28 protein-coding genes are annotated in these 26,708 nt (G+C 44.9%); 15 read left to right on the plus strand and 13 right to left on the minus strand.

All coding sequences use genetic code 11. The annotated features are described in order from the left end of the window. Nucleotides 1-4 precede the first annotated feature (4 nt). Nucleotides 5-571, minus strand: a complete 567-nt coding sequence (locus tag Q5691_RS02780) for a hypothetical protein (RefSeq protein WP_333210154.1) — start codon at nt 569-571, stop codon at nt 5-7. Between the two features lie 122 nt (nt 572-693). On the opposite strand from Q5691_RS02780, the gene Q5691_RS02785 reads away from it, so the two are divergent. The 3 genes from Q5691_RS02785 to Q5691_RS02795 all read left to right on the plus strand — a co-directional run bounded on the left by Q5691_RS02785 (nt 694) and on the right by Q5691_RS02795 (nt 3,471). Further along, nucleotides 694-1,707 carry a hypothetical protein gene (locus Q5691_RS02785; RefSeq protein ID WP_333210153.1) on the plus strand — a complete coding sequence of 338 codons (1,014 nt, stop codon included), beginning with the start codon at nt 694-696 and terminating at the stop codon, nt 1,705-1,707. A 150-nt stretch (nt 1,708-1,857) separates the two neighbouring features. After that, nucleotides 1,858-2,958, plus strand: coding sequence for a glycosyl transferase (locus Q5691_RS02790; protein ID WP_333310865.1), 1,101 nt, complete (start codon nt 1,858-1,860; stop codon nt 2,956-2,958). 96 nt (nt 2,959-3,054) lie between these two features. After that, complete coding sequence (locus Q5691_RS02795) at nt 3,055-3,471, plus strand: secondary thiamine-phosphate synthase enzyme YjbQ (protein WP_333210149.1); 417 nt, start codon at nt 3,055-3,057, stop codon at nt 3,469-3,471. On the opposite strand, the gene Q5691_RS02800 is transcribed toward Q5691_RS02795, so the two are convergent. Further along, nucleotides 3,458-3,973, minus strand: coding sequence for a heme-binding protein (locus tag Q5691_RS02800; RefSeq protein ID WP_333210147.1), 516 nt, complete (start codon nt 3,971-3,973; stop codon nt 3,458-3,460). The genes Q5691_RS02795 and Q5691_RS02800 overlap by 14 nt on opposite strands. A 421-nt stretch (nt 3,974-4,394) precedes the next feature. Here Q5691_RS02800 and Q5691_RS02805 point away from each other — a divergent pair, with 421 nt between their 5' ends. Together Q5691_RS02805 and Q5691_RS02810 are read left to right on the plus strand one after the other, a co-directional pair. Further along, nucleotides 4,395-5,597 carry an EAL domain-containing response regulator gene (locus Q5691_RS02805; protein WP_333210145.1) on the plus strand — a complete coding sequence of 401 codons (1,203 nt, stop codon included), beginning with the start codon at nt 4,395-4,397 and terminating at the stop codon, nt 5,595-5,597. A 52-nt stretch (nt 5,598-5,649) separates the two neighbouring features. Continuing rightward, a complete protein-coding gene (locus Q5691_RS02810; protein WP_333210143.1) occupies nt 5,650-6,495 on the plus strand; it encodes a prohibitin family protein in 846 nt (281 codons plus the stop codon). A 137-nt stretch (nt 6,496-6,632) separates the two neighbouring features. Here the strand turns inward: Q5691_RS02810 and Q5691_RS02815 are convergent, their stop codons facing one another. Then, a complete protein-coding gene (locus tag Q5691_RS02815) occupies nt 6,633-7,547 on the minus strand; it encodes a LysR family transcriptional regulator (protein WP_333210141.1) in 915 nt (304 codons plus the stop codon). A gap of 391 nt (nt 7,548-7,938) precedes the next feature. Here Q5691_RS02815 and Q5691_RS02820 point away from each other — a divergent pair, with 391 nt between their 5' ends. The 9 genes from Q5691_RS02820 to Q5691_RS02860 all read left to right on the plus strand — a co-directional run bounded on the left by Q5691_RS02820 (nt 7,939) and on the right by Q5691_RS02860 (nt 15,313). Then, a complete protein-coding gene (locus tag Q5691_RS02820; protein ID WP_333210139.1) occupies nt 7,939-9,441 on the plus strand; it encodes an APC family permease in 1,503 nt (500 codons plus the stop codon). A gap of 212 nt (nt 9,442-9,653) precedes the next feature. Next, the gene (locus Q5691_RS02825) at nt 9,654-10,358 is read left to right on the plus strand and encodes a cadmium resistance transporter (RefSeq protein WP_333210137.1); all 705 of its coding nucleotides are present in this window, start codon (nt 9,654-9,656) and stop codon (nt 10,356-10,358) included. A 20-nt stretch (nt 10,359-10,378) separates the two neighbouring features. Further along, nucleotides 10,379-11,041 carry a cadmium resistance transporter gene (locus Q5691_RS02830; RefSeq protein ID WP_333343868.1) on the plus strand — a complete coding sequence of 221 codons (663 nt, stop codon included), beginning with the start codon at nt 10,379-10,381 and terminating at the stop codon, nt 11,039-11,041. A gap of 540 nt (nt 11,042-11,581) precedes the next feature. After that, nucleotides 11,582-12,247 carry a hypothetical protein gene (locus Q5691_RS02835; RefSeq protein ID WP_333210134.1) on the plus strand — a complete coding sequence of 222 codons (666 nt, stop codon included), beginning with the start codon at nt 11,582-11,584 and terminating at the stop codon, nt 12,245-12,247. A gap of 146 nt (nt 12,248-12,393) precedes the next feature. After that, nucleotides 12,394-12,816: a YidH family protein gene (locus Q5691_RS02840; protein WP_333083967.1), complete on the plus strand. Its 423-nt coding sequence runs from the start codon at nt 12,394-12,396 to the stop codon at nt 12,814-12,816. Nucleotides 12,817-12,831: 15 nt separating this feature from the next. Further along, nucleotides 12,832-13,278 (plus strand): DUF202 domain-containing protein, encoded by a 447-nt coding sequence (locus Q5691_RS02845; protein WP_333210132.1) that lies wholly within the window; start codon nt 12,832-12,834, stop codon nt 13,276-13,278. A 19-nt stretch (nt 13,279-13,297) separates the two neighbouring features. Next, nucleotides 13,298-13,534: a hypothetical protein gene (locus tag Q5691_RS02850; protein ID WP_333114783.1), complete on the plus strand. Its 237-nt coding sequence runs from the start codon at nt 13,298-13,300 to the stop codon at nt 13,532-13,534. Between the two features lie 172 nt (nt 13,535-13,706). Next, nucleotides 13,707-14,210 carry a hypothetical protein gene (locus tag Q5691_RS02855; protein WP_333210130.1) on the plus strand — a complete coding sequence of 168 codons (504 nt, stop codon included), beginning with the start codon at nt 13,707-13,709 and terminating at the stop codon, nt 14,208-14,210. Between the two features lie 308 nt (nt 14,211-14,518). Then, the gene (locus Q5691_RS02860; protein ID WP_333210128.1) at nt 14,519-15,313 is read left to right on the plus strand and encodes a sulfite exporter TauE/SafE family protein; all 795 of its coding nucleotides are present in this window, start codon (nt 14,519-14,521) and stop codon (nt 15,311-15,313) included. Between the two features lie 73 nt (nt 15,314-15,386). Here the strand turns inward: Q5691_RS02860 and cysK are convergent, their stop codons facing one another. Continuing rightward, entirely contained in the window at nt 15,387-16,367 is a 981-nt protein-coding gene (gene cysK, locus Q5691_RS02865) for a cysteine synthase A (protein ID WP_333210126.1), read from the minus strand. Nucleotides 16,368-16,385: 18 nt separating this feature from the next. Further along, nucleotides 16,386-16,823: an Rrf2 family transcriptional regulator gene (locus Q5691_RS02870; RefSeq protein ID WP_333343869.1), complete on the minus strand. Its 438-nt coding sequence runs from the start codon at nt 16,821-16,823 to the stop codon at nt 16,386-16,388. 110 nt (nt 16,824-16,933) lie between these two features. Here Q5691_RS02870 and Q5691_RS02875 point away from each other — a divergent pair, with 110 nt between their 5' ends. Next, nucleotides 16,934-17,167: a hypothetical protein gene (locus Q5691_RS02875; protein ID WP_333231984.1), complete on the plus strand. Its 234-nt coding sequence runs from the start codon at nt 16,934-16,936 to the stop codon at nt 17,165-17,167. Nucleotides 17,168-17,387: 220 nt separating this feature from the next. Here the strand turns inward: Q5691_RS02875 and Q5691_RS02880 are convergent, their stop codons facing one another. The 8 genes from Q5691_RS02880 to Q5691_RS02915 form a co-directional block, all read right to left on the minus strand. After that, nucleotides 17,388-18,512 carry a sulfate ABC transporter substrate-binding protein gene (locus Q5691_RS02880; protein WP_333343870.1) on the minus strand — a complete coding sequence of 375 codons (1,125 nt, stop codon included), beginning with the start codon at nt 18,510-18,512 and terminating at the stop codon, nt 17,388-17,390. A 388-nt stretch (nt 18,513-18,900) separates the two neighbouring features. Beyond that, nucleotides 18,901-20,211 (minus strand): YeeE/YedE family protein, encoded by a 1,311-nt coding sequence (locus Q5691_RS02885; protein WP_333343871.1) that lies wholly within the window; start codon nt 20,209-20,211, stop codon nt 18,901-18,903. 185 nt (nt 20,212-20,396) lie between these two features. Then, the gene (locus Q5691_RS02890) at nt 20,397-21,353 is read right to left on the minus strand and encodes a sulfurtransferase (protein WP_333343872.1); all 957 of its coding nucleotides are present in this window, start codon (nt 21,351-21,353) and stop codon (nt 20,397-20,399) included. A gap of 249 nt (nt 21,354-21,602) precedes the next feature. After that, on the minus strand, nt 21,603-22,187 hold the full coding sequence (locus Q5691_RS02895; protein ID WP_333210112.1) for a Crp/Fnr family transcriptional regulator: 585 nt from the start codon (nt 22,185-22,187) through the stop codon (nt 21,603-21,605). 87 nt (nt 22,188-22,274) lie between these two features. Further along, on the minus strand, nt 22,275-23,006 hold the full coding sequence (gene cysE / locus Q5691_RS02900) for a serine O-acetyltransferase (RefSeq protein ID WP_333210110.1): 732 nt from the start codon (nt 23,004-23,006) through the stop codon (nt 22,275-22,277). Between the two features lie 156 nt (nt 23,007-23,162). Next, on the minus strand, nt 23,163-25,106 hold the full coding sequence (locus tag Q5691_RS02905) for an ATP-binding protein (RefSeq protein ID WP_333343873.1): 1,944 nt from the start codon (nt 25,104-25,106) through the stop codon (nt 23,163-23,165). Nucleotides 25,107-25,334: 228 nt separating this feature from the next. Then, nucleotides 25,335-26,366 carry a sulfate ABC transporter ATP-binding protein gene (locus Q5691_RS02910; protein WP_333210106.1) on the minus strand — a complete coding sequence of 344 codons (1,032 nt, stop codon included), beginning with the start codon at nt 26,364-26,366 and terminating at the stop codon, nt 25,335-25,337. 172 nt (nt 26,367-26,538) lie between these two features. Continuing rightward, on the minus strand, nt 26,539-26,700 hold the full coding sequence (locus Q5691_RS02915) for a hypothetical protein (protein WP_333343874.1): 162 nt from the start codon (nt 26,698-26,700) through the stop codon (nt 26,539-26,541). Nucleotides 26,701-26,708 lie beyond the last annotated feature (8 nt).

Raw genomic sequence — 26,708 nt, forward strand, 5'->3', positions numbered from 1 at the left:
TTAATTAAAGCCATCGTGACAGCAACTGCTCAAATACTTCCACAAAGCCGATCGCAAGTTGAATCAATGGCCAACCCACCAGACAAATTAACACCGCCCAGCGAGTTTGAATATCCAAACCTTGCCGAACCGCCACAATTACAGCTAGCAAACTCCAGACAACTAATATGCGCTCTATTCCTTCTCCCAGCAAGGGAATTAAGGTTAAGAAACTCAGAACTTGGGGGGCATAGGCAAATCCGATTGGAACCAGCAGCTCCCGATAAGTTACGTGACCCGGTTTCAGCCACTCCCCGATTTTAAAGATAGTGAAAGTCCAAAAATAATAACCCCCCGCGACTGCCAAACCCTCTATGAAAAGTCCTAGAAATAATATTGATAGCTCAGTTCGGTTGATTAACAAGATGACAGAACTGCCCAACACGCGGGACAGCGCAGCTAAAATTACAATTGTTAAAGCTATTCGCTTAGTTCTGCGAGTGTAGGGAGTTTTTTCGTAAAAATTGCCGTTCAAAGAAAGCGCGTTCCAAAGCGTTGCGCCCAAACCTGCAATTGAATCTTCTCCCTTCACGTTGAACTCCTGCTCCTCAAGATAGTTGACAACTTGTACAAAATAAGCTCTAATACAGCAGCATCACCGAACTATTTCTAGGTAATTAAGTAATTAATTGGCATTCTACCAGATTTTATTAAATGCTAAGATTGATTTTACGGATACTTGCATGGCTGCGCGGGGGAAGTTTAAATTTGTTGCTGATCGCAGGTGTAATTTTGATAATTTGGGGCATTCTTTCGCCAGTGGGCACTGTTATATGGTGGCTGAATCAAAGTGCCGAAACTTTTGGTATCAAGAAAAATCCACCGGAGATATTGCCATCTAAGAAGGGCAATCTAGAAGCGCGTAAGTCTTCGCCACTTAATTGCTATATCATCTTTTTACCGGGAGTTGGCGATTTTTCGGGGGACGAATTAACGCCGGGCGAAGAGTTGTTTCTCAAGCGCTTAGTTAAAATTCACCCGCAATGCGTAGCAGTGGGCGATGTTTTTCCTTACTCAGTTTCTAACAAAAGTTTAGGAGGAGAGCGGTGGCTAGCTCCTTTTTGGCGGTTTGCAGAACAGGCAAAAAAAGGGCCGATTGCGGGGAATATATTCATTAAAATTCGCAATCTCTGGAGGTTTGCAATTTCTCTAGATTATCGCTACGGCTTTGCATACAATCAGGGAATAGCTAATGCAATTATCGAGCGGATGAATGCTAAATCCCCCATTTCAGTTAATTCTCCACAACCTTTAAAAGTTATTTTAATTGGCACTAGCGGCGGCGCACAAGTTGCTTTAGGTGCTACTCGTTATCTTAAAGAATGGCTGAAGGCAGAAATTACGGTTGTTTCGGTTGGGGGGGTGTTTTCGGGAGAAAATGGTTTTGCAGAAGCCGATCGCATTTTCCACTTTCGCGGCACTCGCGATTCTATTGAGGATATCGGCGGCATAGTTTTTCCGACTCGCTGGTACTGGTACGCTACTTCTCCTTTCAATCAAGCTCGTTTGCAAGGCCGCTATGCAGAAGCTGTGAGCGGCCCTCACAAGCACGACGGCGATGAGGGATATTTTGGGGAAAATCTAGCAGCGGATGGTAAAAAGTATGTAGATATAACGCTGGACAAAATTAATCAATTGCCTGTTTGGTCTGAGGGCGCGCACGATTGATGAGTTCTTGCATATTCGATAGTCATTAGTTATTCATTGTGTCATTGTTGGTTGTGCGTCGCTTGAAGCTTGGCCTTGTTGCCTTTCAGTCTCTACCTCAAATTCCCGATGCCCGATGCCCAATTCCCAATTCCCCATTCCCTATTATAAATGTCTCGACCAACATTATATATTGCCATCACAAATCACGGATTCGGCCACGCTGTCCGAGTCTCCTCCGTAGCTGCAAAAATTCAAGAATTAAATCCAGAGATTTTACTAATTATCACAACAACAGCACCTCGCTGGCTGCTAGAATGTTATATTGGTGGCGACTTTATCCACCGTCCCCGCGCTTTTGATGTGGGTGTGGTGCAAGCTGACAGTTTGAATATGGATAAAGACGCGACGCTGGAAAAATTGCGGGAAATCCGGAAAAAGCAAAATTCCCTAATTGCCAGCGAAGTTAATTTTATCAAGCAAAATCGGGTGGGTTTGGTGCTGGCAGATATTCCTCCTTTGGCAACGCGAATGGCGGCAGCGGCTGGGGTTCCCTGCTGGATGATGAGCAATTTCGGGTGGGATTTTATCTATCGCGAGTGGGGCGGGGAATTTGTAGAAATGGCAGATTGGATTGGTGAATGTTTCGGAATGTGCGATCGGCTTTTTCGTCTTCCTTTGCACGAACCGATGACAGCTTTCCCCAATATTCAAGATGTTGGCTTGACTGGCGGCAATCCTCGCTACAGTAACGAGAAAATTCGGGAAGTATTCGGAATTGAAACACCCCTGGAAAAAACTGTTTTGTTGACTTTCGGCGGATTGGGTTTAGAGGAAATTCCTTATCAAAATTTACAGCTATTTAGCGACTGGCAATTTATTACTTTTGATGCGGGATCTCCCGATTTGCCGAATTTGATTAAAGTCAAAAATCAGGAGTTTGCAAAATCTCTCCCGATTTTACCCCGTCCGGTTGATATTATGCCTGTCTGCGGGCGCTTAGTTTCTAAACCGGGATACAGCACTTTTGCGGAAGCTTTGCGCTTGGAAATACCTGTCGTTTCTATAATGAGAGAAGGTTTTGCAGAAGCTGGGGTGTTGCTGGAAGGGATTCAAAATTATGCGGAACATCAAATCTTGACGGCGACGGAGTTTTTTGAGGGGGATTGGGAGTTTTTGCGGCAACCGCTGCATCCGCCCCGTTTGTCGGGTAAATTGGATAAAAATGGTACGGAGGATCTCGCCCAAGCTGTTGTAGACTATTTTTCATAAGTGCGATTAGAAATCGATCTTACACAAACAAAGTCTACCTCCGCCGACAGAAGACTTTTGCATCAGTCTCATCCAAAATCTAAAATCTAAAATCGAATGAATCACTATCAACAGATACTCAAGATTCAAACTACAGGAAAATCTCTGTCCAAAATCACTCCTAAGATAGAAGATGTGGTGGCGAATTCAGGTATTAAAACGGGACTTTGTAGTTTATTTTTGCGCCATACTTCTGCTAGTTTGGTGATTCAAGAAAATGCTGACCCGGATGTACTTAAGGATTTGGCTAACTTTTTGGCGAAACTGGTACCGGAGGACGATCGCTACATTCACGATGCGGAAGGCCCAGACGATATGCCGGCGCATATTCGCACTGCGCTGACTCATACTTCTGAACAAATCCCGATCGACCGCGGCAGGTTGCTGTTAGGAACTTGGCAGGGAATTTACCTGTGGGAACATCGTCAGCGGGGTCATATTCGCGAATTAGTTGTTCACGTCAGCGGCACTTGATCGGAATTTGTACCTCGCTGATTTTAGTTGCTTCCGGCGTCATCGGGGAATTGTAAAAAAAGCGGCGCGGCGGCCCGACTATTTCGTATTCAGGATGTTCTTGAAGCCAATCTTTGAGTTTCTGGAGGTTATTTTCGTAGCTTTCCCAAGTGTAGGCCCCGCCCACGCCGATGCTGACAACCATCATGGGCGAAGTATCCGTAACTTCTACAGCGGAGTTAACGCTGCTGGGGGCGATATTTGGTGCGGGATAGAGGAACGAAACTTCAGCTTGAGGAACTGCATCGATTTGCCCGGAAGTTTTCGTGTAGCGCGCTTCTACTGGCGTTGTCATCGCAATTTGGTTGTTGCTGATGTGTTGAAATAAGGGATTGAAGGCGATGCCAGTTGCTTGTCGCAAATCGCCCGCGTGGGTGTAGGTGACAGCGCGGTAGTGAGGATATTGCTTAACTTCTATGACCCCAATCTGTGCGGGTTCAGGGAATCCAGTAGGTAATACCATTTGAGATTTAAAAGTTGAGATTTTACATTGAAAAATGGGGGAATACTTACTCCGCAAGGGTTTGGAACTTGCTTGCAGTTGCATTATTTTTGACAACTGGTATAAATAGACTGAGATTGTTTGCAGACAATCGTTCAGGTGGCACAATTAGTTTAGCAGTTATTTAAGGCGCTGCTAACTATCGATCGCCTAGAATTAGTTGAGAGATTATTAATTAACCTCATAATAATACGGACGGCACTGAGTAAGCAGAGAAACATTAATCTAGTTGTGCTTGAAAAATTAGCGTTTTTCAGGTGTTTGCTATTTGTGTCGGAAAATATTCGGCTGTTGGGCCGATCGAGCTGTGCGTTCTCAGTTATTGCCACGCTTATCGCGTTCAATAACGCCTATCAATTATACCGCTTTCAGGGAATGACGTATGAAAAAGATTCTAGTGATTGAGGACGAGCAAGTAATTCGGGAAAATATTCTCAAACTCCTCAAAGCTGAAGGTTTCGACGTGACGGGTGCAGAAAATGGAGCAAAAGGTTTAGATGCGGCGGTGTCAAATGTTCCCGACGTGATTATTTGCGACGTGATGATGCCAGAACTTGACGGGTATGGGGTGCTGGTGGCCTTGCGATCTAATCCGGTTACTGCTACAGTACCTTTTGTTTTTCTGACCGGTAAAGCCGATCGCTCTGAAATGCGGCAAGGTATGGAATTGGGAGCAGATGATTACCTGACTAAACCTTTTAGTAAAGCTGAACTTGTGGGCGCGATATCGAGCCGCTTGAAAAAACAAGAAGCTGTCGCCGAACAGTACAATACTTTGCGATCGCCAAGCAGCGAATTCAACCAAGATGCCACCGACAAATTAGAGCAGATAAAAACAAGTTTGCGCGACGCACTGGAACGAGAAGAATTCCAAGTTTACTATCAGCCACAAGTCAATGTCCAGACAGGTAAGATTATGAGCGCCGAAGCTTTAGTGCGCTGGGTACATCCAGAAAAAGGGCTGATTTCGCCTGCAGAATTTATTCCCCATGCCGAAGAAACTGGCTTCATTGTAGAGTTAGGCGAGTGGGTTTTGCACACAGCTTGCAAGCAAATGCAAGTTTGGCAAAATGCTGGTTTTTCGCTTCGGATAGCGGTGAATCTGTCGCCGCGCCAATTTCACCAACCGGATCTCAGCAGCAGAGTTGCCCAAATTTTAGCAGAAACTGGTTTGCAAGCGAGCAGTTTGGAATTAGAGCTGACAGAAAGTTTGATGGTAGAAGATGCCGAAAGTGCGATCGCCACTTTGCAACACTTGAAAAATTTGGGAGTTTGTATATCTCTTGACGATTTCGGAACGGGGTATTCTTCTTTAAGCTATCTGACGCAATACCCCTTCGATACTTTAAAAATAGACCGCTGTTTTATCAGCAATATAACCGATGGTTGCACAAATGCAGCGATTGTGAAAGCTATTATTGAAATGGCGCACAGTCTCTGTCTTGAGGTAATTGCCGAAGGAGTTGAAACGGAAGCCGAAAAAGATTTTCTATGGCGCTATAAGTGCGATATAATGCAAGGATATTTGTTTAGTCCTCCTTTGGCATCAGCGGATTTTGAACAATTGTTGATAGCAGGAAAATAGAATATCTATTAAGTCAATATTGAGCGAAAATTAAGTGCGATCGGGGTGGAATATGGTTGTAGAATCCAGCAAAAATGTTGACTCACTCAAATCAAGCAATAAAAAAAATAAGGATTTTTACCTAGCTATTCAACTAGCTCTATTGATAGTGTTTTTAGCTATTTTATCCAGATTTTTTATCATTGTCAACGCTGGAGAACGGGGCGTGCTGATGCAGTTTGGTAAAGTCCAAGAACAGGTACTCGGAGAAGGACTTCACGTAATAGTCCCCACAGTTTATAGTGTAAAAAAGTTGAGCGTCAGGGTACAAAAACAGGAAAGTTCCGCTGAAGCTTCCTCAAAAGATTTGCAAGATGTTTTCACGGATGTAGCGCTCAACTGGCATATTATCCCAGAAGAAGCCAATGCTATTTTTCAACAAATAGGTGACGAGAAAGAAGTCGTGGCTCGCATTATCGAGCCGGCTGTTGAAGAAGTATTAAAAGCAGTTATGGCTAAATACACGGCTGAAGAAATTATTACTAAGCGGGGAGAAGTTAAAGCCGCAGTTGATGATTCTTTGACCTTGAGGCTAGTTACATATCACATTGCCGTTGACGATATTTCTTTAGTACACGTTCACTTTTCTGAGCGGTTTAGCGAGGCGGTGGAGGCGAAACAAATTGCCGAACAGGAGGCAAAAAGAGGGGAGTTTTTAGCGCTAAAAGCAGCAAAACAGGCGGACGCTAAGGTGAATTTAGCCAAGGGAGAAGCCGAAGTGCAAAGGTTGCTGCGGGACAATTTGACTCCGGAACTTTTGGAAAGGCAGGCTATAGAAAAATGGGATGGGAAATTGCCGCTGATTGTTGGTGATGGGGGTAAAAATATATTGGACTTGAGGAAATTGGTTGAGAGATAATTATAATCCTGCACGCAGGGGTAGCCAGAAACCGGGTTTCTTTACGAAAATACACGGGGTTTAGCTTTTTATGTGGGTAAAAAACCCGCTTTCTTGAGTATTGGTGCGTAAGTCCTGAATTACCAATTACCAGCACCTTAAGTTAATATCTGTTCAAAAGCTTTAGTAATTCCAGTTTGAAAACGCTGTCGGTGCTTCAGTTTTAAAACGGGTTTAATTATTTCCAAACATACATTAGAACTTGGTTGGCTATCTATAATTTTAATCGCTCGTAGTGTAGATAGCTGCAATTCTTTTTTTACCATCAATTCAGGAATAGCCGCTGCACCTGTGCCACTTTCCACCACTGCTTTTACCATTTCACTGCTGTTCAAAACTAAAGTTACATTCAATTCATCGGGATTAACGCCCCAACTTTGCAAAGCTTGTTCCAACATTTGCTGAACTCCAGAACCAGCTTCTCGCATCACCCAATCCGTTTTCGCAATTTCCGTTAAACTCACTTCTGCACGTTCAAACCAAGGGTGAGATTGGCCAACTACAATCAGCAAGCGTTCGCTGCCTACAACTTCTTCCTCCAGAGTGTTCTTAAGCGAAGCTTTGATGTCTCCCGTCACTAAACCTAAATCAAATGTTCCCGTCGCCGTCCCTGCACAAATTTCTTCGGCATTTGCCAGAGTACAATTCACGGAAATACCAGGATATTGCTGTTTAAACTTGCTAAGTTTATCAGGCAACCAATAATTGCCAATGGTCAGACTACAACCCAAGTTTAATTCGCCTCGCTGCAAGTCATTCAACTCCCGCAAACCTCTCTCAGTCAAAGCAACTTGGTCGAGAATTTTCTGAGTTTCAACTTGCAGCAACTTCCCCGCATCTGTGATTTCGATGCGGCGGCCGATGCGGTGAAATAGTTTTACTCCGTATTGCGCCTCTAAGCTTTGGATTGTCGCGCTGACAGCGGGTTGCGTGATGTAAAGTTCTTCCGCTGCGCGGCTGAAGTGCAGGTGTTCCGCGACAGCTAGAAAAACTCGCAGTTGATCAAGCGTCATTCCGGCCATGCTGAGTACCCTTTTACTAAATACAGACAGTTTTTTTTTGAAATAAAAATCTTTGGCGGCTAAACTTTGACCTGAACTTTTCGAGTATCTGGTACAGACTGGAATTCCCAGAAAAGCACGGTTGTTAGCCGCTATTTAAATTTTCCTTTTAACATCAAGGGTTTGGGCTGGTGGCGACAGATAGGTCTCGTCTTCCAACAGTTCTTTTGCCACGGCACTGCATCACTTGTATTTATTAATTCGATAAACAAGACCATTTGATTCTACCTGTCAAGAGCCTTAAGGTGATACTTAAGCTTCTAACGCAGGGCCCGATGCTGAAGCAGCACCGACAAGTTTAAGCCGATCGCCAAAAGTCGATCGACAACAAGAGAGAAGATAAATGACTAAGAAAACGCCAAAAAATCACAGTCCCCACGGCTTAAAGCCGGACTGCCTCTCGTTTGGGGAGGTTTTAGCTCAATCCTTTGCTGTCATTGCACCTACAACTATACCCGCATCTAATCTAGGGTTAATTGTCGCTCTTTCGGGTAACGGGGCTTGGCTGAGCTTTCTCATCGGCTTGATAGGCTTAGTATTTGTCAGCATCAATATCAACCAATTTGCGAGTCGATCGGCTTCTGCCGGTTCTCTTTATTCTTATATTGTTAAAGGACTAGGCCCGACTGCCGGCGTAATTTGTGGCTGGAGTTTGGTACTGGCTTATCTATTTACTGCAATGTCCGTTTTGTGTGGTTTTGCCAACTTTACGGGTACTTTCATCGGTCATTTAGGCATCCATCCCTCGCCGATTACGCTGTTAGCGATCGGGGCCGGGGTTGCTTGGTATGCAGGTTATAAAGATATCCAACTCTCAGCTATGGCGATGCTGTGGCTAGAGGGGGCATCAGTGGCCGCGATCGCACTTTTAGGAATGATCATCTGGGCGCACAAAGGTTTTGCCCTGGATATGTCCCAACTGACTTTGGAAGGCGTAACTCCGGGGAACATAGCGACAGGACTTGTCTTAGTAATGTTTGGTTTCTCTGGCTTTGAAAGTGCGACATCTCTGGGCGACGAAGCGAAAAAACCCTTAAAAAATATCCCCAGGGCTGTCATGGGCAGCGCTGTGATGGCAGGCTTATTCTTCATTCTGATGACCTATATTGAGGTTTTGGGTTTTAGCGGTACTGGAGTTTCTATTACTAATAGTGAAGAACCTCTGACTTTTCTGGCGCAACAAGTGGGCATGGGTTGGTTGGGAGAGTTAGTGGCTTTCGGCGCTTTATTTAGCTTTTTTGCTTGCGTGCTCGGCAGCATCAATCCAGCGGCGAGAGTGTTTTTTATGATGGCGCGCCACGGTTTGTTTCACTCTTCATTAGGTGTAGCGCATTCGTCTAATAAAACTCCCCACGTTGCAGTAACCCTGTGTACATTTATGACATTTTTGGTGCCGGCTGTGATGTCTATGTTTAACATCAAACTGTTCGATTGTATGGGTTATTTGGGGGCAATTTGCAGCTACGGATTTTTAACCGTGTACGTCTTAATTTCGATCGCAGCTCCGGTTTACCTGCACAAAATTGGTAAGTTGCGCCTGCGAGATGTGCTGTTCTCCGTGGTGGCGATCGCATTTATGATGATTCCGATTGCGGGCAGCGTTGGCATTCCCGGCAGCACTACGTTCCCACCTCCAGAAGCTCCTTACAATGCCTTTCCTTACTTGTTCTTGATGTACTTGGCGGCTACTTGCGGATGGTTTTTCTGGCAACGGCTGCGTTCTCCTGAACTCGCGGGATCGATGCAGCAGGGTATTGACGCAATTCATGCCAAGTTCGAGGAAGAAAATGCAATTTACGGCGGTGTTCGATTGAAAGCCGTCCCCTTTGACAGTGAGCGTTTTTGATTAGCAGTTACCAGTGCGCTGTTCGGAGAAATAGTTTTTAAGCAACTGGGTTTTTACTGAGATATTGCAGCATTGTCAATCAGCATTTCAAAGGCGTTGCTTCGATCAACAGCTCACAATAAAATTTAATTTTTGTGGAACGGGAATCTTGCCCGTTCCGAAGATACGAACCCAGCAAGTACAACCAATAAAAAATCTGAGGAGACACAGAAATGAATGAATTACTAACAGCAATTTCTACGGCAATAACAGCTTTTACGGCTACGAATCTAGACGATATTCTGATTCTGCTGCTGTTTTTCTCGCAGGTGAATGCAGTATTTCGGCGCAGGCATATCGTCTTCGGTCAGTTTCTGGGCTTTACTGCACTGGTTTTTGTTAGCCTTCCCGGCTTTTTTGGCAGCTTAATATTTCCGCCAGATTGGATCGGAATGCTGGGTTTGCTGCCAATTGCGATCGGGCTTAGCCGCTTGCTGAATCCAGAAACCGACGATTCCGAAGTTGAGACAGAAGTAGAGCAATCTGAGAAATCTTTTTTTAGAAGTTTTTTGTCTCCTCAAACTTACAGCGTAGCAGCGGTGACGGTGGCAAATGGGGGCGACAATATCGGGATATATATGCCACTTTTTGCTAGCAATACTCTAGAAGGTTTGGCGGTGGTTCTCACTGTATTCTTCGGGATGGTGGGCGTTTGGTGCTACGCTGCTTATCGGTTAATTCAGATGCGGGCGATTGCGGATAATTTGACTCGCTACGGCAATCAGCTTGTGCCTTTTGTTTTGATCGGATTGGGAATGGCGATTCTGGTAAAAAGTGGCACTCTTGCTAGTCCAACTTTAAGTATAATATCTTTAGTTGGTTGCTGTTTCTGTTTGATAACTATGAGTAGAAGTAACGCCAGCGAAACTGAAGTTTAGAAAAATTGCAGGGACAGCACATGAATTGGATTGCAGCAGCGATTATTGCCGGGATTACATCTTTTGCCGCAACCAATATCGACGATATGGTGCTTTCGATGCTGTTCTTCGCCCAGGTAAATGATACTTTCCGCCCCCGGCATATCTTTTTCGGTAAGTACCTCGGATTTGCAGCACTCATCGCTGCTAGTTTGCCCGGTTTTTTTGGTGGTTTAATTGTGCCGAAAGCTTGGATTGGTTTGCTGGGTTTGGTTCCGATCGCGATCGGCATCAGTCACTTAGTCAGGAGAGATAATGAGGAAAATGACGTACAAGCCGTATCTGGCGAATTTAACCGTCAATCTAACTCATCTGTGCTGTCAAAACTCTCCAATCTTTTCAATCCCCAAACTTTGAATGTGGCTGCGGTAACAGTGGCCAATGGCGGAGACAACATCGGCATTTACTTGCCGCTGTTTGCTAGCAGCGATTTGCCGAGCTTGGTGGTGATTTTGGCGGTTTTCTCGGTGATGGTAGGTGTTTGGTCTTATGTCGCTTACCGATTAACTCGCCAAAGGGTGATCGCCCCTATTTTGACTCGCTATACCAAGGCTGTTGTCCCTTTTGTATTAATTGGCTTGGGAATATTTATTCTGATTGAAAGCGGTACTTATCACCTGCTCCCGGCATTTCAATTTAACTAAGAATTAGCCTCGGTTCCGCTACTTATATCCCTCTCTAGGCAGATAACTTTTCCGATGTTCATAATTTATAACCCATCATTTTTACCTTACCAATTGTTTTCTTAAAATGGTGTCTAAATTACTTGCCATATATCACCAAATATGCTAAGTTAATAATGAACTAATTAACCGAGCTAAAAGCAGCTTCAAACTAATTTAGCCTCGAATTTTTACGAAAGTTCAAGCCATTTTGTGAGCTAGCAAGTTGCCAGACTTAGGCAAGAATATACCTGTCATTTCACTAAATCCTGTAGTGGTGAATCCAACTCAGCTAAAAATTTGAGGAGGAATCCTTAAAATATCGCCCGAACACTTTGCCACTACCCCACACCGATCGACTTTGACAATAGGTCTAATCCTAAAAAACCAGATTTTGCGATTCTGCCAAATTTGGTTTCTCAGGCCAACCAGTTAAAGATAGTTCGTTTTTGCCTAAGTCTTAAGATAGCAAGCCAACAGAAAGTTGAAAAAAACCTGACAATCTAGAAAAGGACAAAAATTGTGAAAATCTTCAAATTTGTTTTAGTGCTCTTGGTAATGACCGCCAATTTAGTATTCGTTCCCCCCTCCTGGGCAGACGCTCCAAAAACGCCAAAATATGCGAGCAATCCCGACTACATAGAGGTGACTCAAGCTTTGAACACTCTCAGGACAGCGAAAGATGCACCCGATACCGCCCCGACTTATACCCCTGAGCAACTTCAGCAAAAAATCGCTCAATTGGAGTTTCAAAAATACACTTTAGAAACGGGAAAGCCTTGGGGTCAGTGCCGCAACGAGACAGGAAAAACCCTGGCTGTCTACGGCCCGAAAGGCAAAAAAGCCGCTTCTTCTACTTACGAGAATGCCCTTTATTTTCTAGCTGACGGCCAAACAACTGAACATAAATGGGATTGCGATGGAATTTATCTACCCAGCGATATCAAAGCAACCGATTTAAGAACTACCGATCAACCTTCAGAAGAATTGACGGGCGGTATAGCTGTTAAGATAGTTGACGGAACTCAAGTTGTAGCCAGAGCTAATCCCGATACGGGGGCTGTAGAATTCAACGTTCCTACTGCTAAGGTTTTCCAGCCTGGGGATGCGAATTGGTTTGTTCCTGATGTGACTCAGGCTTACATAGATACGCAAGTTCCCAACGCACCAACTGAGGAAAATGATTAGTTTTGGTGAAGTTGTAATGCGATCGGCTGTGTAAAGCCTGTTCCAACGCAACAACCCGCCGGGGAGCTATCCCCGGCGGATAATCGTCCCAGCGGAAATCTATCAGTTTACCTTCATATTTGGAGTTAATATTAAAAGGCTAATCTATGCTATTAAATTGGAAATCCACGAAAGTAAATACAGAAAAGATTAGGCGACCAAATCCGTCGCGGGTGCGGGATCACTTGGCAAACGAGCGCACCTATTTAGCATGGATGCGGACAGCAATATCGCTGATGGGTTTTGGCGTAGTTATCGTCCGCCTTCGCACCTTCCATGCCCCTCTGCTGCCAACTCCCGGCAATGGTTGGAAGTTGGGTTTGCTTTTTTCAGCAGTGGGTTTGCTGACGGTGTTATTCTCAACTAAGCACTACTTCGGCGTCCGCCACGATATTGATTACGATACTTATGAACCTACGGATCGGTGGGTAATTCTTTTCAGTCTGGCGATCGCCATTTTAGGCGCTGGGGTAATTTATTATATGTTCACCGTTCCTTCTAGCTTAGAAGGTTTGATGGCACCTGAATAATGGTAGCCGTTTAATATGAATATTAAAGAGTTCGATCGCGTGCAATTATCGTTCAAACCGATGCAAGTAGATGATGAGAAACCAAAGCAGCCCAATCTGTCGCGGGTGATCGATCGATCGGCAAATGAGCGCACCTTCTTAGCATGGATGCGGGCCGCGATCGCCCTCATGGCTTTTGGCGTCGTCATCATCCGACTTCGCGTCGTGCAAATGCCCGTACATTACCGTCAGGCGATGGGGTGGAAGTTGGGTTTAATCTTCTCTCTAATAGGTTGGGTGACAGTCTTAATCTCAACTAAGCACTACTTCACCGTTCGCCACCAAATTGACCACGATACCTACAATCCCCCAGACGCCATGGTTTTATTTTTCAGTTCCGCTGTGGGCTTATTGGGAATTGGAGTAATTTATTCAATTTTGGCAACTGCCCTGAGCCCAAGTAGTTTTGTAATACCCGATTGATTGTCAACAGGAGTTAATCATGAATAGCGATATAGTTGCCACGAGTGCTTCCATTCTCATCTTAGGTGCTGCTATCTGGGCCGCATTCGTAGTGCTGGAGACTGTCGCGAAAATAGTCCCTAAATTGCTAGGCGTGACAGTTGCGATCGGGCTTTTGCTCGTTTACCTGCAATTTTACTGGGGTATCGATATTGCATATCTTTGGCAAACTGTCAAGCATTTGCCTGAAGCTTTCAATTTCTCGATCGCAGCCTAAACCGACACCAGGCAGCATTCTCAACAACCTCTCCCGGATAGATATTTTTCTACCGGAAACAAAGTATATTCAGCCGATCGCCAAGAAAATACGGTAACTCGATTGACTTACTAGACATAACTCAGCTTTGCTGTTAAACTACGGTAAGTCGATCGAGTAATGAGCTATTAACGTGGAAAACGCTAAAAAAGTCATTGAAGAGTACCAGATTGCAGGACAACTAAGCCAACAGTTGCCACAAGCTAAAGGCTTTAACGAAGTCTGGTTTAAAAAGATCAGAGGCGGGTTGCTTCTGGCAATTGGATATTTGCTATCACCGCTGTGTTGGTGGAACGACATATTTTTCAATCTGCCAATTGCCTACGCCTTTGGGTATATCTTTAGTTGGCTTTCCCCAGATTTGCTGTTTCCTTGCACAATTGTCGGCTACTGGCTTTCCAATATTGTGGGAATTCTGTTGATGCAGCTAGGAACTTTAGATGTTGTTACAGACAAACCCAAGGAAAAAAACCTCAAAAAAGAGTTATTGACGGGTTTAATATCATCAACCGCCTTCACAGTTGTCATTGTGGCATTGATTCATTTTAATGTTCTCGATACTCCCGATTTCTTTTCCAGCCAACAGTCGGTTAACCTCAGCTCTGCTTTACCTGTGACGCTCGTCACTTCAAGGTAGAAAGTCGAATATAAACCCCATAAATAAATCGAGGGTTTTTAATCAGTTACACAGGTAGATATCAGAAAATCAGGGAGCTTTTACACTACAAATTATGTAGTTTTGTTTATTGGCATTTACTTACTTTTACCAAAAATTTTGTAGCTGAACGCGCGGTAAGTCTCAAGCGTTGAATAGCAAAATTCCTGGCTAGAAAGATTGGAATGCGAGTAAGATTTTGCCTGTGTAGCTGTGTTGCCGGAGCCGCGCCAGTTATCTATTTTTTGGTTGGTTGGCAGGGCTTAATTACACAGTTTTTGGGCATAACAGTGAACTACTTATTACTATCATTTCTCAGCTTTTTTGTTGGCATTATTGTTGGTTTGACCGGAGTTGGCGGAGCGTCGCTCATAACACCAATGTTAATTTTTGTTTTCCAGATTCCGGCATCAATTGCCATTAGTTCGGATGTCGTAGCTGCTACACTGATGAAAGTTGTTGGTGGCTTCAAACACTGGCAGCAAAAAACCCTCGACTTGCAAGTAGTTAAGTGGCTGGCATTGGGTAGCGTACCCGGTTCCCTGACTGGCGTGTGGGTTTTACACTACATCAAATCCAGCGGAAGTCAGGACTTAGACAGCATATTGCTGCGCCTTCTCGGAGTAGCTATCGCACTAATTGTCGCTTTATCCCTGACCCAATTAGTGGTCAAAACATTTTTCCCTAAGTTTAAATTGCCTTCGCCTCCTAAATGGGACTTAAATACTAATTATGGTCGTTTTTGTACTGTGGGTGCAGCAGCAATTTTAGGCTGCATAGTGGGAATCACTAGCGTTTCTTCCGGTTCGATGTTTGCATTGTTGCTGATTGCTTTTTTCCGCCTGGATACTTCTAAATTGGTGGGTACAGATATTTCGCAGGCGGCAATTTTGTTGATGTTTACATCTCTGGGACACCTCAGCCTCGGAACAGTAGACTGGAGTTTAGTATTGCCAATTTGGTTGGGTTCGGTGCCGGGAGTTTTGGTAGGGGCTAAATTCTGCCAAATTATGCCTCAACGCCCGCTAAAGTTTGTGATTTACGGAATGTTGGCAATGGCGAGTTGGAAGTTGTATCAAGTCTGAAAAGTAGGGGTAGTGCCAAGAATACCTACCCCTACTTTGCAAGGGCAACCACGTGGATTGCCCCTACTACGTATTAATAATTGCTGACTAATGCTTCGAGTTCGCGGACTGAAGGCAATTCTAAATCTTTGAACAAGACTGTGCTGAGGTAGCGTTCGCCATAAGAAGGCTGCACAAAAACTATCAATTTTCCAGCATTTTCGGGACGCTTGCCGACTTGAATTGCAGCACACAAAGCGGCGCCGGCAGAAATTCCTGACAACAATCCTTCTTCTCTGGCAAGTCGGCGACTGTAGGCGATCGCATCTGCGTCGCTAACTGCGATAACCTCATCAATTAACTCTGGTTTCAAGACTTCTGGGATGAATCCTGCGCCAATCCCTTGAATTTTGTGAGCACCAGATTTACCTCCAGAAAGCACGGGGCTGGTGGCGGGTTCAACTGCGATCGCCCTAAAACTCGGTTTCCGCTGTTTAATTACCTCAGCCACTCCCGTAATCGTACCGCCGGTGCCAACTCCAGCCACTAAAAAATCTACTTTACCCTCTGTATCTTCCCAAATTTCCTCAGCCGTGGTTTCCCGGTGAATTTTCGGATTAGCGGGGTTGCGAAACTGTTGCAGCATGAAAGCGTCGGGGGTTTCTTCTACAATTTCTTCCGCACGGGCGATCGCGCTTAACATCCCTTCATGTCCCGGAGTTAATTCCAACTGAGCTCCGTAAGCTTTCAGCATCGATCGGCGCTCTAAACTCATCGTATCCGGCATCGTTAAAATCAGACTGTACCCTTTCGCCGCCGCGATCATTGCCAAAGCAATTCCAGTATTTCCTGAAGTCGGTTCAACTAAAATAGTTTTCCCCGGTTGAATTAACCCTGCATCTTCTGCAGCCTGAATCATGCTCCCTGCAATCCGATCTTTCACCGAAGCAGCCGGATTCATCCCTTCCAATTTGGCCACAATTTGAGCAACTACTCCTTCGGCTTGGGGAATTTTATTGAGCTGAACTAAAGGAGTTCTGCCAATTATTCCTGTAACATCCTTAGCAATTTTCATGGCTTAATTTCTCTCCAATTAAATGTAGTACATGGGATGTGCTTGTTTGCGAACATCCCGCTGTTCGCACAAATCTTGTAATGTGTATTTGCCCAAAACAGCCCAAGATGCCTGTTGAGCTTCCTGCCAGATTTCTAGCACCGCAGTTTTTTCTATTGTTACAGATTCCGAAACTTTTTGGGTCTTGCAGCTCCCTTCGCCTTCGAGTGTCGAAAACACCTCTAGCAAAGTAATCTGCCAAGGCTCTTTCGCCAGCAAATAACCGCCTTTAGCACCCCGCAAACTCTGGACAATACTTGCACGCCGGAGCACGGCAAGAATTTGGTCTAGATAACGTTCCGGTATCTCTTGAGAAGCAGTAAGTTCGTTCACTGTTAGGGGCGAATCATTCGGGTGGTGACTCGCCAATTCCAAGAGCGCTAACAGGGCGTATTCTACTCTAGAAGATAGTTCCACATTCCCCACTGGCGATCGAGTTTAAATTGTACATTATATAATAGTACATAATTCCGGTAGATATACAGGTGTTAGTATATTTTTATTACAAAAACGGTTGGAGAAATCCCGTGAGCAACGTAAATGTAGGTTTAAGCTGTCGGCACTGTCGGTATTACGAGCAGCACGGGCACAGGGGCGGAAACTGCCGGATGCTCGGCGTGGGGGTAAAGGGTGGGTGGAAAGCTTGTCCGTTTTTGGTTCCACCCTTTGCACCGTCTTGGGAATACCCAGAAGCGGGTAGAGCCCGAAAGTCTCAAATGTTGCAGGGAGCGAGTATATTAGAGGCAATACCGCCCCCTTAAAGTAACTACTAAGTAGGTAGGCGGATATATGCTGTCTCATCGTTAAGTTTCTTCATACTCAGCTACTTAACGGCACTCAACAGGTGCGAGATATCGGATCTGTTGGCAGTGAGAAGAAAGAAATCAACACAAAGAAAAAAGCAAGTGCGACGATCGCACTTGCTTTTGAACTTATTGACGAGTCGATGAGAAAATTTAATTAACGCACATTCGATACAAATTATCTGTTGCCCAGACCATTCTGAATTTGATCGAAGATTGTACCGTCAGCGAAGAATTTATTTTGCACCGCATTCCAACCGCCTACATCGGCGACAGTAAACAGTTTGCCAATTCTGGAAAATTTACTGCTAAATTCTCCCGCTACCGTCGAGTTAACAGGTCGAAAACCCGCTTTAGCAAATTCTCGCTGAGCTTCCGGCGTGTAAAGATATTTCACAAAAGCCTCCGCCACCTTAGTAGTTCCATGTTTGGCAGCGTATTTATCAACTACAGCCACGGGGTTGTCAATGGAAATATTCACTTGGGGGATGATGAAAGGTTCAGCTTCGCCCTGCGTCTTCGCCAAGAGAATTTCGTTTTCGTAGTTGATCAGTACATCGCCTTGGTTTTGTTTGTAGAAGGTATCAGATGCTTCGCGGGCATCTTTGGGAAGCACTGGCACGTTTTTGTAAACCTGGCTGACAAAAGTGCGGGCTGCTTGTTCGTTTCCTCCGTTTCGAGTTACGGAACCCCACAAAGCTAAGAAGTTCCAGCGCGCGACACCAGAGGTTTTGGGATTAGCAGTAATTACTTTGATACCCGGTTTGGCTAAATCGGCCCAGCCTTGGATTTTTTTGGGGTTTCCGTTTCGCATTACTAATGCTGCAACTGATTTGCTAACAATCCCGTTATTGGGTACTTCTCGTTCCCAACCCTGTTTAATTAGACCGGCTTCTTGGATGCGATCGGTATCAAAAGCTAAGGCTAAGTGTACGACATCGGCTTCCAAACCGCTAATCACAGCGCGGGTTTGGGAACCTGAACCCCCGTAGCTTTGGCTGATAGTGACATTCTGGTTGTTTTCTCGTTTCCACTTCGCTACAAAGCCGGGAACAATCTTGTCGTAAGCAGATTTGGTAACAGCAAAGGAAACTAAGGTGAGTTCGACATCTTTTGGTTTTGCCTGGCTGATTGCAGGCTGAGGAATTAACCAGCTCAAGCCTAAACCTACTGCAAAAAAGAAAGTAAAAGCTTTGAACAGGGACGATTTTAGCAGAGCGGCTGATTTAATAAAAAATACTGGCAAACCAGGTTTTTTATTTAATGGCTGCAAGACAATATCTGGGAGATTATGATACCGCATTGATGCTTCTTAGTTCCTTTTATTTTTTCTCAGATGGATTGAGCGCACAATTAAGTTTAATGCGCTTGATATAGAGCAAATGCAGCCTGATGAGATTTCCCAGGATAATCTATCTATAAGATTTCGCTGATGTGGCAATTCTTATTAATGGCAACAGTGGCGAGATTGAGAGACTGTTGTGCTAAAAGTTTGGCGATCGATCTTTGAGTGCGCTTGCCACCTCTCTCTACTTAATCTCATACATTACACTATTAAATACTTAATGTCTATAGGTAAACAGTGGTTTATTGTTTTAGGCGCGCTTGGCGGGAAAACGCGACCTGCGGGTAGGGACAAAGGCCAAGCCTTTGTCCCTACCCGCAGGTCGATCGCCTATTCATGTTGGAAATTAATTCTCAAGTCGCAAGAGCGATCGCAATTTAATTCCCGCAACGCTGCCCAACAAAGCAGTCGCAATCCACAGCCAACCGTGCAAACTGGTAGAAGCAATACCGCTAAAAAAAGCGCCAACATTGCAGCCAAAAGCCAGCAGCGCTCCATAACCCATCATGAAACCGCCGCTCAAAACGGCTGTAACTTTGGGTAACGAAAGGTTTGTTTTGACGGTGAATTTGCCAGCCAAAGCCGCCGCTAAAACTGCTCCCAAAACAATGCCAAAATTCATCACGGAAGTAACATCAGCAAAAATGCCTTTTTGCAAGGATTCCAACTTGTCGGGAGTATTCCAAAACGGGTTATTTGCGGGATTCCACCCAAAAGCAGTAGCAAGTTCTGCGGCCCACAAAGTAAACCCCCAAGTCACTCCCCAAGGCCTGCCGTCAATTAACAGTTTTACCCAGTTGAGAAAGGCAAGAGAAAAGGCTCCGGCAGCGAGAGACCAAGGCCCGTAAAGCCATTGATTCTTGATTTGAGATTGAGGAGTTTTAATGATAAAATCTGCTGTTAAGGGTTGCTTGCCATTGGTGCGATTCCACTGCCAGAGGGCGATCGCAATTAACAGAAATACGCTTAGCTGCAAGATGACTGCGGGCATCCATCCCAAAGTTTTTCCTAAAGATATCGGTGGCAGCGATGGTAAATTCCACAGGTGTCTGGTCAAACTTCCTGCAAAAGAACCGATGCAAAAAGTCAGCAGCGTTAACAGCATTGACGTGCTGCCGCCGCCAATTGTCCAAAGCGTGCCGCAAGCACAGCCGCTGCCCAATTGCATTCCAATTCCGAATAGAAAAGCGCCGATCGCATTTTGCCAGCCCACAGGCGCAACAGCCCCGGCTATTTTGTGTCCGAATGCCTCTCCTGATGCAAGTACGGGAGCAAAAAGTACAGTAGCAATTCCTAACATCAACAAGTGCGCTAAAACACCTGTAATATCGCGATCGGCAAATAATTTGCGGTAAGCAGAAGCAAAGCCAAAACTTGCATGATACAAACTCGCGCCCAGCAAGCCTCCAATCAGAAATAAAACGCTCTGCCGCCAGCCGTAGGCGCTCAAACCGGCCGCACCAGCAGCAAATAGCGTCAGTATCAGAGCTAAGATCGGACGCTGCGATCGGGGCGGCGAAGTTTTTGTCAGGGGTGAAAAAGCAATTTCTGCGGTGTTATTCACAATAAAATACTTGACTCCAGAAACAACTGTAAAGCGAGGCAGAGCCTCCATTTTAGCGCTAAGTTTTTCGCGGGGAAGTCTCCGATTTTTCATCGGGTTGTTCGCTAGGAGTGCAAGCAACGGAATTATCTGCTTGTCGGTGCTCAGCTATTATTGTTGATAAACCAAAGCCAATCGAGCTGATTATTCCGAGCATTGATATCGAGATAATTGCTGTTTTCATTCTACCTCTTCGGTCAATTTTTAGCCCAAATTGCTGTTAACTACAGATTTGTTTTCTACACTGCTTGTTCCGGACCAGTTTCTACAGGTAAATTAGTCTGACTGTATTCAGTCCAAGAACCTTCGTATATTCTGACTTTCGGATAGTTCAGCAAGTGTTTCAAAACTACATATTGCAGCGTTGCTTCCCGCCCCGTACTGCAAGTAACGATGATGTCGCTGTTGCGATCGATCTTTTTAGCTGCCAAAATCTGCTTGATTTCGTCGAGAGACTTCAACTTGTGCGGGTTTTCAGCATCGGTAAAAGTCGGCCAGGGAATGTTGCGAGCGCCGGGAATGTGTCCGTTGCGCGTCCAGATTTTTTCTTCCCCTTGAAATAGTTTTTCCGGTCTGGGATCGATGAATGTGACGCCTGCTTTGCCAATTAAATTTTTGACTTCATCCAGGGTGACACGAATTGATTTGTTGTCGCGCACAGTCAGTGTACCAGCCGCGTATTTTGGAAACTCTTTCGTCACAGTTTGAGCTGCTTTGTAACCCGCATAACCTCCGTCGATAACTGCGATGTCCGAGTGTCCCAATCGCTCCAATACGTAAGCAACCATTGTCGCGCCGAGAATGTCTCTGCCGTCGGAATAAACTAAGACGCGGCTGTTGTCTGTTACTCCTGCCCGCGACAGTAATTGCCCCAGTTTATCCGGCGTTAGATACTGTACTGGCAAACCACTGTCCGGCCCGCGCAAGGTGTTGTCGGCGATGTTGACTGCGTTGGGAAGATGCCCGATAAAGTAGTCCATTGGATTGGTACGGACATCGAGAATTCGCAGGTTTTTGTCGCTGGCGTTTTGGGCAACCCACGCGGGGGAAACGAATTGAATTTTACTTTTTGATTCCGCTGCTTGGGTTTGGAAAAATGGGAACAGAGGAATTGCGATCGCCAGCACCGCTAGGACGGCAATTAATGCCCCTATTTTGTTTCTTTTAAATCGAGCTTTCAGGGATTTAGTTTTCATTTTCTTTCCTCTTGTATTGTCTCTGTCGAAAAGCACAAAAAGCTCCTCGCTGCTAGAGAGTCGATCGCTCTCTCCAGTAATCACCTTAAAGTTGATTGATTTACCGTATATTATAGGTATAGCTGTTGATTGTTGCACAGACAGTCTCAGAAAGTCAATAGTTTTTTTTAGTAGCGAAGGATACAGGAATTTTGGGGCGATTCCCTTCGGAATAGCTTCGCACGCGCGTGCGAGACATTGATTCTACCCTTAGATTTCGTAGTGCCACACCTCGGAAGGTTGCAGAATAATCCGGTGGAGTGGCAGACGATCTATCAAGCCTTGCTGCTCAAAATGACCGAGGGTGCGAGTGACTGTTACGCGACTTGTGCCGATGATTTCTGCAATGTCCTGATGCGTTAAAATCATATCTATCAGATGTCCTTGCTCTACCTCAGAACCAAACCTCTTAGCCAGCCAAGTTAATAGTTGATAGAGCATAAAATCAACTCTTTTGTAACCTCGCATTACCATAAAAGCTTCAGCCTGCTGAATGTGAGTGAGCAAAATATCTTTATTGAGCCAGCGATCGCCAGATAATAGAATTGCCTCGACTTTAGTGAGGCATTCAATTTGAAAAGGATCGCATTTTGATATCGGTTTGCCGATCGTATCACCAGGCCCCCACAATCCCAAGGTGATAATTGTGCCATCTTCAAGCCACGTTACAGTTCGCACTACTCCAGTTTCAATTCGCCACAAAGCATTGCTTCTGTTCGGCAAGTGCGAGCGGCGAGAGAATATATGTCTGCTCGTTTCATCAAATGTTTTAGTGGAGAGAGAAGCAATAGTCATAGCCAGTTACTGAATAAATTAAAGTTAGTTTGTACCAGGGTAGCAGGATAGTCTTGTCGGAAAAAATCTATATAAATTGAAATTTAACTAGATTCCTGCACCGTCTAAAAAATCTGTAATAAATAAATTAGAATACATAAATAATTCATGTTTTTCTGCCTCTTTTTGCTCTGATCCAGTTGTTGTTAGCGGAGATAATTGAGATTTCAAAAAAGCAACCTGCTCTTCTAAATTCTTAATTCTATCGAACAAAGCTCGAATCGCTTGAGCTTCCAAATCCGGTAGACCTTGAGAATTTTGAGCATCTTCCACCTGCTTTTTCCGAGAGATGATGCGGCCGGGGATTCCCACAACTGTGCAATCGCTAGGGACATCCCGCAGCACTACCGAACCCGCACCAATCCGAACATTATTGCCAATTTGAATATTGCCTAAAACTTTAGCACCTGCTCCTACCACTACATTTTCTCCCAGCGTTGGATGCCGTTTTCCTATTTCTTTACCCGTGCCGCCAATGGTCGCTCCTTGATAAATTACAGCATAATCTCCAACGATCGCCGTTTCGCCAATGACCACCCCCATACCGTGGTCGATAAACACCCCCCTACCAATTTTTGCTCCTGGGTGAATCTCAATACCTGTTAAAAAGCGACTCATTTGGGAAATCAAGCGCGGTATAAACGGCAGGCCAGCCGAATAAAGCCAGTTTGCTATCCGGTGCAAAAAAAGTGCTTGCAGTCCGGGATAGCAAAATAATACTTCCAGCCAGTTGCGCGCCGCGGGGTCGCGTTCGTAAATAATTTGCAAGTCACTGAACATATTTAGTCTCGCCGTGCTTGGGTTATACAGTATCGGCAGTGCCGACGGTTTAAGCTGCTTAAAGCAGTATTGGTTTTGGCATTATTACATATAATACTGTAATCCGACCGAATTACAGTAGTTAATGAGAAAAAAATTTTCCTTTCCCAGCCCCTTCTAAGCTGCCTCCGATATTTTCCGCGAAACAAACGGTAGTGCTTGTCTGACTTCTTGTCGCAGCGGAATCTCGATCGAGAATTCCGTCCCCAATCCCGGTGTCGAATCGCAGCGCAGCGTACCTTTGTGCTTTTCTACGACAATTTTATAGCTGATGGACAGTCCCAATCCTGTCCCTTTTCCGACCGGTTTCGTCGTAAAGAAGGGGTCGAACAGCCGTTTTTTGACATTTTCTGCCATACCGGGGCCGTTGTCAGATATCCGCACAATTATTTTGTCGGGGATCGAATATTCTGTGGTTATGGCGATCGCGATCGGATTGGCTTTCGCTGCTGTGGGCCCGCGATCGAGGTTGTAACTCTCAAGGGCGTCGATCGCATTAGCCAGAATATTCATAAACACCTGATTTAATTGTCCGGCATAGCACTCTACTAAAGGTAAATGGCTGTAGTTTTTAATAATCTCGATCGCCGGGCGATCGGCTGTAGCTTTCAGGCGACTTTGCAGAATTAGCAGAGTGCTGTCAATGCCTTCATGGATATTGACAGGTTTCATTTCGCTTTCGTCTAAGCGAGAGAAGTTCCGCAAAGATTGAACAATTTGAACAATGCGATCGGCTCCTATTTTCATCGAAGACAACAGTTGGGGCAAATCTTTGCTGAGAAAGTCAAAGTCAATATTTTGTAAATATTCTGAAATTTCCGACTGAGGGTATAAAGAGTGTTTTTGGTAAAGTTTTACCAACTCTAACAAATCGCTACTATATGCCCTGACGTGGTGGATATTGCCATAAATGAAATTTATAGGATTGTTGACTTCGTGGGCGACACCAGCAACTAATAAACCCAAACTAGACATTTTCTCCTGCTGAATCAGTTGAGCTTGAGTTTGTTGCAACTCTTGCAAAGTTTGCTCTAGTTGTTTAGATTTAGCCGTGCGTTCTGCTGCTATTTTTTCAATTTTTTCGGTATAATTTAACAAGCTCATGAGATAAAGTGTCGCCACCAAAGTTAAGATTATCCCCAAAATCAAAACAGTCAAAGAACGCCAAAATTTTAGAGGATTAATGTACTCGGGTGTTAGCCGTAATTGCAGCAACCACCTGCGATTTTCAATATTGAGAATGCGGGTGCAACTGCTGCCGTCCGGGCAGTAAGCTCTTTCCCCAATTTGGATGTTATTTTTAATGTTTTCATCGGTAATTATCCTTTTTGTCTTAGCTTCATAAAAAGCAAGAAATTTTTCGGTTTCAGGAGCCATGGCATCTTGAAGATAAACGTTAACAAAGTTGAGGTTAGTTTCCTGTAAAGCCGATTTGACAATCGCATCAACCAGCAAAACGCCCAAAGTAAAACCTTTCAAATTTTCTGGTGAGCGATCAGGTAAATTTGGCGGCAATTCTGCGCCATCGTCAGCAGAACTTTGAGTAAAAATTGGCATGAAGACGAAGACGGTGGGTTGATTTTGGGAAGACCATTTTTGGCGATCAGTCGCGGTAATTTCTTGTCTTTTTGTGGCGTTTTCTAACGCTACCCGATTGGCTTTTAAATCTAAACCTAAATCTATTTCATCTGTTAGGAATTCGGGAGAGTAAGAAACACGGGGCAGCCAAGCGATCGCCTTCAGGCTCGGATGCCGGTAGAGGGCAGGACCAACAAATGTCTTCATTTCTGGTTTTTTAACGCCGTCAAATACGCTGTAAAATGCTCCAGCAGCCCGAATTATTTCTAAATTGCCGCTAACATCCCTCTGAATGTCTGTAGCTATTTTGTCCAGCCGGTCTTGCAGTTCGACTTGCATGGATTTGTATTCCCAATTGTACGCAACTGAAGAGGCGATCGCAGACAATCCCAATCCTGCACAAAGTGTTAATCCTGCCTGGATGTAACGGCGATAAGCAAGTAAAGTGCTAGTTGCTAAATTCAAGAATTTGTTAGCAGTCATATTCTTCACCTATCTTGTTTCTAGTTCTCCGTCCCAGGCTCTGCCTGAGATTTCTCTTTTTTCTCTTTTTCTCGTTCCCAGGCTCTGCCTGGGAATGAATTTCAGGAGGCTCTATCTCCGATTTAGAGCCATGAGACAGCTTTACCAGGCACGAGCCTGGTAACGATGTGGCAGCAGTGTTTTGTAGAAGCTCCCCGATAGTATTTTGAGTAAGATGCAGCCGCTGATTTAAATTGAATAAACAGGGAAAGTCATAGCGTGTTTGGGCTTGACGTAAACCTGCTGATCTCGCGTTAACTGTAGAGAATCGAAGCGCTCGCGACTCACGTAAGCTGTTACTACCTGCTCCGATTCTAACACTAACTCGGTTTGTATTTCCCGCCCTAAATGAATGATGCGGCTGACTTTTGCTAATGCAAAACCCGACTGTGGCTTAGTTTGAATTTCCACATCGTGGGGGCGCAAAAATACTACTTCAGAATGAGCTGCTCCGTTCTTGTGAGCCGTTGTGCCGTTGCTGGCGAACAAACCCGCAGCATTCGACAGCACATTGACCGGCCCAATAAAACTCATCACAAAAGCTGATGCCGGTTTGTCATAAATTTCAGCAGGAGAGCCAACTTGTTCGACTCTACCTTTGTTCATCACCACAATTTCATCGGCTACTTCCATAGCTTCTTCTTGGTCGTGAGTCACAAAAACTGTGGTGATATTAACTTCTTTGTGAAGGTTGTGCAGCCACGATCGCAATTCTTTGCGGACTTTAGCATCTAATGCTCCAAAAGGTTCGTCTAGCAGCAGCACTTTCGGTTGAACTGCGAGAGCTCTTGCCAAAGCAACCCGCTGCCGCTGGCCCCCGGAAAGTTGCGAAGGATAGCGATCGCCCAAACCTGTCAACTGCACTAAATCCAAAAGTTCATCCACCCGCCTGCGAATAGAGTCTTTAGGCACTTTGCGAATTTCCATCGCAAAAGCAATATTTTTCCGAATACTCATGTGTTTGAACAAAGCATAGTGCTGAAACACAAAACCAATATGCCGTTCCTGCACCGACTGCTGGGTAGCATCCTCCCCGATCAGGTAAATCTGACCGCTATCCGGCGGTTCGAGTCCCGCAATCATCCTCAGCAGAGTCGATTTCCCCGAACCAGAAGGCCCTAAAAGCGCGACTAGAGAGCCGTTTTTTATTTTCAAACTCACGTTGTCAATGGCGTGGAAGGAGCCGAAGTGTTTCGATACGTTCTCAATTGTAATGCTCATGACTTTGTGTACCTATTTTAGGAGTTGATGGTATTAACTCCATATATCTGACCGATTTACAGTAGTATATCCTGAAATTAATATTTGGCAAGGCCTGTAACTTTTTGTATTGTATTTCGAGCCCTGCTGATGGGGACGGCCCTTGAAAGTTGACGCTGGCAAGGCGTCTGAGTTAACCCGCGAAGGTTTCCAGATGTGGCTGTAGCCGTGCGATCGTCGGAGAATAAGCCAATGCTGAAATTACGTAGAAACCGGGTTTGATGGACGCAAATACAGCCTCATAACCTTTAAAACCTTTAATCCCCGTAAAAAACCCGGTTTCTTTGCTGTCCATCTATTTAT

The organism is Microcoleus sp. w1-18aA5, from assembly GCF_036701705.1.
Taxonomy (GTDB): domain Bacteria; phylum Cyanobacteriota; class Cyanobacteriia; order Cyanobacteriales; family Microcoleaceae; genus Microcoleus.

Excerpts from the sequence above, each read along its gene's own strand:
- Q5691_RS02785 (WP_333210153.1), top strand. The coding sequence starts at position 694 with ATGCTAAGATTGATTTTACGGATACTTGCATGGCTGCGCGGGGGAAGT.
- Q5691_RS02790 (WP_333310865.1), top strand. The coding sequence starts at position 1,858 with ATGTCTCGACCAACATTATATATTGCCATCACAAATCACGGATTCGGC.
- Q5691_RS02795 (WP_333210149.1), top strand. The coding sequence starts at position 3,055 with ATGAATCACTATCAACAGATACTCAAGATTCAAACTACAGGAAAATCT.
- Q5691_RS02800 (WP_333210147.1), bottom strand. The coding sequence starts at position 3,973 with ATGGTATTACCTACTGGATTCCCTGAACCCGCACAGATTGGGGTCATA.
- Q5691_RS02805 (WP_333210145.1), top strand. The coding sequence starts at position 4,395 with ATGAAAAAGATTCTAGTGATTGAGGACGAGCAAGTAATTCGGGAAAAT.
- Q5691_RS02810 (WP_333210143.1), top strand. The coding sequence starts at position 5,650 with ATGGTTGTAGAATCCAGCAAAAATGTTGACTCACTCAAATCAAGCAAT.
- Q5691_RS02815 (WP_333210141.1), bottom strand. The coding sequence starts at position 7,547 with ATGACGCTTGATCAACTGCGAGTTTTTCTAGCTGTCGCGGAACACCTG.
- Q5691_RS02820 (WP_333210139.1), top strand. The coding sequence starts at position 7,939 with ATGACTAAGAAAACGCCAAAAAATCACAGTCCCCACGGCTTAAAGCCG.
- Q5691_RS02825 (WP_333210137.1), top strand. The coding sequence starts at position 9,654 with ATGAATGAATTACTAACAGCAATTTCTACGGCAATAACAGCTTTTACG.
- Q5691_RS02830 (WP_333343868.1), top strand. The coding sequence starts at position 10,379 with ATGAATTGGATTGCAGCAGCGATTATTGCCGGGATTACATCTTTTGCC.
- Q5691_RS02840 (WP_333083967.1), top strand. The coding sequence starts at position 12,394 with ATGCTATTAAATTGGAAATCCACGAAAGTAAATACAGAAAAGATTAGG.
- Q5691_RS02845 (WP_333210132.1), top strand. The coding sequence starts at position 12,832 with ATGAATATTAAAGAGTTCGATCGCGTGCAATTATCGTTCAAACCGATG.
- Q5691_RS02850 (WP_333114783.1), top strand. The coding sequence starts at position 13,298 with ATGAATAGCGATATAGTTGCCACGAGTGCTTCCATTCTCATCTTAGGT.
- cysK (WP_333210126.1), bottom strand. The coding sequence starts at position 16,367 with ATGAAAATTGCTAAGGATGTTACAGGAATAATTGGCAGAACTCCTTTA.
- Q5691_RS02880 (WP_333343870.1), bottom strand. The coding sequence starts at position 18,512 with ATGCGGTATCATAATCTCCCAGATATTGTCTTGCAGCCATTAAATAAA.
- Q5691_RS02885 (WP_333343871.1), bottom strand. The coding sequence starts at position 20,211 with ATGAAAAATCGGAGACTTCCCCGCGAAAAACTTAGCGCTAAAATGGAG.
- Q5691_RS02890 (WP_333343872.1), bottom strand. The coding sequence starts at position 21,353 with ATGAAAACTAAATCCCTGAAAGCTCGATTTAAAAGAAACAAAATAGGG.
- Q5691_RS02895 (WP_333210112.1), bottom strand. The coding sequence starts at position 22,187 with ATGACTATTGCTTCTCTCTCCACTAAAACATTTGATGAAACGAGCAGA.
- cysE (WP_333210110.1), bottom strand. The coding sequence starts at position 23,006 with ATGTTCAGTGACTTGCAAATTATTTACGAACGCGACCCCGCGGCGCGC.
- Q5691_RS02905 (WP_333343873.1), bottom strand. The coding sequence starts at position 25,106 with ATGACTGCTAACAAATTCTTGAATTTAGCAACTAGCACTTTACTTGCT.
- Q5691_RS02910 (WP_333210106.1), bottom strand. The coding sequence starts at position 26,366 with ATGAGCATTACAATTGAGAACGTATCGAAACACTTCGGCTCCTTCCAC.
- Q5691_RS02915 (WP_333343874.1), bottom strand. The coding sequence starts at position 26,700 with ATGGACAGCAAAGAAACCGGGTTTTTTACGGGGATTAAAGGTTTTAAA.